Genomic DNA, 2856 nt, shown 5'->3' on the forward strand with positions numbered 1-2856 from the left:
GAAGGGTACCGGCGCACTCGATCCATACCAGTGCATCGATCGATGCCTCACTGCTCGGCGGACACGCCGTGCGACACACATCTAAAACGCGCTCTCAAGGAACGCCGGGAACGCCACCATGACCGGCTGTCACCTCGACGGCGGGGAATCGAGGGTGATCTCGTACAGGTCGTCGTCCTCGGCATCGGCTGCCATCTGATCCAAGGCTCGGCGGCGTTCGGTGCGGGTGCGCTCGGAGTAGTCGAGGATGTCACGCAGCAGGACTCGCCGGTGCCGGCCGCGCAGGCTATGGGGTATCTCGCCGTCGGTGAGCAGACGGACCAGCGTGGGTCGTGAGATGTTGAGCAGGTCAGCGGCTTCTTGCGTGGTCAGCATCGTGTTGTGCGGGGCGATCGAGACGGCCATGCCCTGGGATAGGGCACCGACGACGTCGCGAAGAAGTTCATAGAGTTCGGCCGGGATGTCGAGCTGCGAACCGTCCGGGCCCACCAGCTTCGCTCGCGCGGGGGCCTCGGCGTCGACCAGACCCCGCGCGAAGCGAACCAAGTCGGCGGGGTCTTCCGGTGGCAGAACGGTCCGTTCACGCAAGGTGCTCGACATGAAGTCAGCATACCGCTATTCGAAAAATCCGAAAGCTCGCTACGGTCTGACGAAACAGGACCGAGCTGCCAGGTCACGAGTTCCCCGAGGCCGTCTCGGCGGGAGGGCGTTGCGGTGAGCCCGAGCCAGAACTGCGCACCGATCCGCTTGACCGCATGGTCGTACGCAGCGGCAGCCAGATGGTGACATTCATCAACGATGACGTGTCCGTACCCCACGGTGAGACCCTCGACGTCGGTACGCCGGGCCAGCGAGGGAAGCATCGCCACATCCACGACACCGGTGAGCTTGCGCCGACCGCCGCCGATCTGCCCCGGCCGGACACCCAGGAACTGCTCGATGCGTGATCGCCACTGTTCGGCCAACGCTGTGCGATCGACGAGGATCAGGGTCGAAGTGGCGCGTTCGGCGATCATCGCGCAGGCCATGACGGTCTTGCCAGAGCCCGGTGGAGCCACAAGCATGCCGCGAGCATCGCACTCACCCCTGCGCTCTGCCTGGTGGTCAGCTCAGCGGTGAAAGCGACCTCGATCTCCCGGCCGGCATCCCGTGTATCCGTGATCACCAATCGGGATCCGGCATCCTCGACGATGCGTCCGACTGCGTGCCGCAACCCTCGTGGGAGAACCAGGCGGCCGCCCAGCGTGATGTCGTACCCACGAAGGAATCGTGGCGTATCCCAGGTCGATTTGCGAAGCCGCTGCAGCTCATAGAATTTCGGATTGGCCAGCGAGGCAGCGTGCTTGAACGTGGCCAACGCGGCTGCCGACAGTTGCGCGGTGTCGATACTCAGGCCCGCCGCGAGATCTGCTTGCACCGTCATCGGCAGCGGCGGGTGGACCTGGGTGGCATCAGACTTGCTCATCTTCGCTACACCGGCGCCGACGACTGCCTGTTTCGCTCGGCGGGCGACTCTTTCCGCGTCGCCGGGGCTCAGCCTGTCGAGCACCGACAAGAAGGCCCACTGGTCGTCGTACGGCTCCAGGGTCGCCAGGTCGAGGAAGAGCGTGAGGCCGTCTTTGCCACGCCGGCCCTGCAGCGGCGCGGCGATCAGGTTGCCGAGTCCGCCGTCGGGTAGGACGTCCTGGTTCGGGAACAGGCGATCGTACGAGCGCAGGTCCATCGAGCCGCGGAGCACCATGGCCTCATGCCAGTAATCCGGCATCACCGCGCAGCACCCGCAGCAGCACCTCGTCCTTGTCCGCCGCTGGCAGGCCCGTCACCCAGCGGCGCAACGCGGCGGTAGAAGGCGCCGCTTCATTCAACGGCCGGCTCGCCGCTGCCGCCGCGTCCAGCAGATCGGGGTCCAGGCGAAGGAAGTCGGCCAGGGCCCGCAACGACCTGTGAGGAGTCGCAGATCGACAGGTTGTGGGCCGGACACTGCACCGTGCGAACCACCTGATCATCATCGCCGTTGATCCAATGCCAGCACGTTTGACCAGCTCACGGGGCAGAAGAACGCGTCCGGAGTGCGCTGACCAATGATCACCGAACCGCGCTACGGTGGCCACATGGTCGAATCTCGCACGATAACGGTGCCGGTCGTCGTGGAGCGCGACGAGGATGGCGTGTGGTGTGCCCACGCCCAACTGCGCCCTGGACTGGGAGCGCACGGAGAAGGCGACACCGAGGAAGCCGCACTCGAGGATCTCCGCGAGGCGCTGACCGGCCTCATCGAGGAGTTCGGCGCACCACGCGAGCTCTCTATCACCGTCGCGGCCTGATGCCTCCGCTTCCATCCGTCTCCGGCACCCGCATCATCCGCGCATTGGAACGGCATGGCTTCAAGGTCGCAAGAGTGGCCGGCCGCCACCACATCATGCGACACCCGGACGGACATGGAACCACCGTGCCAGTGCACGGCAACCGCGACGTTGCCAAAGGAACCCTGCGCGGCATCCTCAACGACGTCGGCATGACGATCGACCAACTCGCTCCCTGATCTCCTCCTCTTCCCAGGACGGATGCACCGCAGCGGCGACGTCCGGAGGCCGAGCCGACACTTCACGGCCTCGTTCCTGCTCGCCCTGAGCGTGAATTCACGGTGGTTCGGGAGATCCTGCGCCACTCCAGCATCAAGGTCACGAAGGCCTATACGGACGCGACCGACAAGTTGAAGCGCGAGGCGACCACTCGAATGGTTCGGGCGCCGCCCGAACCCGGTCAAGTCCCCGGAAGTGGTGTAACGGCTGATCTTTCGAGTTGTGCTGGTTAGAAGGGCTGTTCGCCGGGTTGGACGGTGACGGGCTCACCGGT

Annotated in this window: 5 protein-coding genes and 1 pseudogene; 2 read left to right on the forward strand and 4 right to left on the reverse strand. The window is 65.4% G+C overall.

What is annotated here, in order from left to right; translation table 11 throughout:
• Nucleotides 1-129 precede the first annotated feature (129 nt).
• From AB0M08_RS47350 to AB0M08_RS47365, 4 genes and pseudogenes are all read right to left on the reverse strand, one after another.
• A complete protein-coding gene (locus AB0M08_RS47350; RefSeq protein WP_364508906.1) occupies nucleotides 130-600 on the reverse strand; it encodes a helix-turn-helix domain-containing protein in 471 nt (156 codons plus the stop codon).
• A 158-nt stretch (nucleotides 601-758) separates the two neighbouring features.
• Nucleotides 759-1064: pseudogene (locus AB0M08_RS47355) on the reverse strand (DEAD/DEAH box helicase family protein); the annotation flags it as partial.
• A complete protein-coding gene (locus AB0M08_RS47360; protein ID WP_364508908.1) occupies nucleotides 1013-1768 on the reverse strand; it encodes a hypothetical protein in 756 nt (251 codons plus the stop codon). The pseudogene AB0M08_RS47355 and the gene AB0M08_RS47360, both read right to left, overlap by 52 nt.
• Nucleotides 1746-1937, reverse strand: a complete 192-nt coding sequence (locus AB0M08_RS47365) for a hypothetical protein (protein ID WP_364508910.1) — start codon at nucleotides 1935-1937, stop codon at nucleotides 1746-1748. The genes AB0M08_RS47360 and AB0M08_RS47365 overlap by 23 nt, the downstream gene beginning before the upstream one ends.
• 144 nt (nucleotides 1938-2081) lie before the next feature.
• Here AB0M08_RS47365 and AB0M08_RS47370 point away from each other — a divergent pair, with 144 nt between their 5' ends.
• Both AB0M08_RS47370 and AB0M08_RS47375 read left to right on the forward strand, forming a co-directional pair.
• Nucleotides 2082-2324: a hypothetical protein gene (locus tag AB0M08_RS47370; protein ID WP_364508913.1), complete on the forward strand. Its 243-nt coding sequence runs from the start codon at nucleotides 2082-2084 to the stop codon at nucleotides 2322-2324.
• On the forward strand, nucleotides 2324-2542 hold the full coding sequence (locus tag AB0M08_RS47375; RefSeq protein WP_364508916.1) for a type II toxin-antitoxin system HicA family toxin: 219 nt from the start codon (nucleotides 2324-2326) through the stop codon (nucleotides 2540-2542). The genes AB0M08_RS47370 and AB0M08_RS47375 overlap by 1 nt, the downstream gene beginning before the upstream one ends.
• Nucleotides 2543-2856 lie beyond the last annotated feature (314 nt).

It is taken from the genome of Actinoplanes sp. NPDC051851 (genome assembly GCF_040681165.1).
In the GTDB taxonomy this organism is placed as follows: Bacteria; Actinomycetota; Actinomycetes; order Mycobacteriales; family Micromonosporaceae; genus Actinoplanes.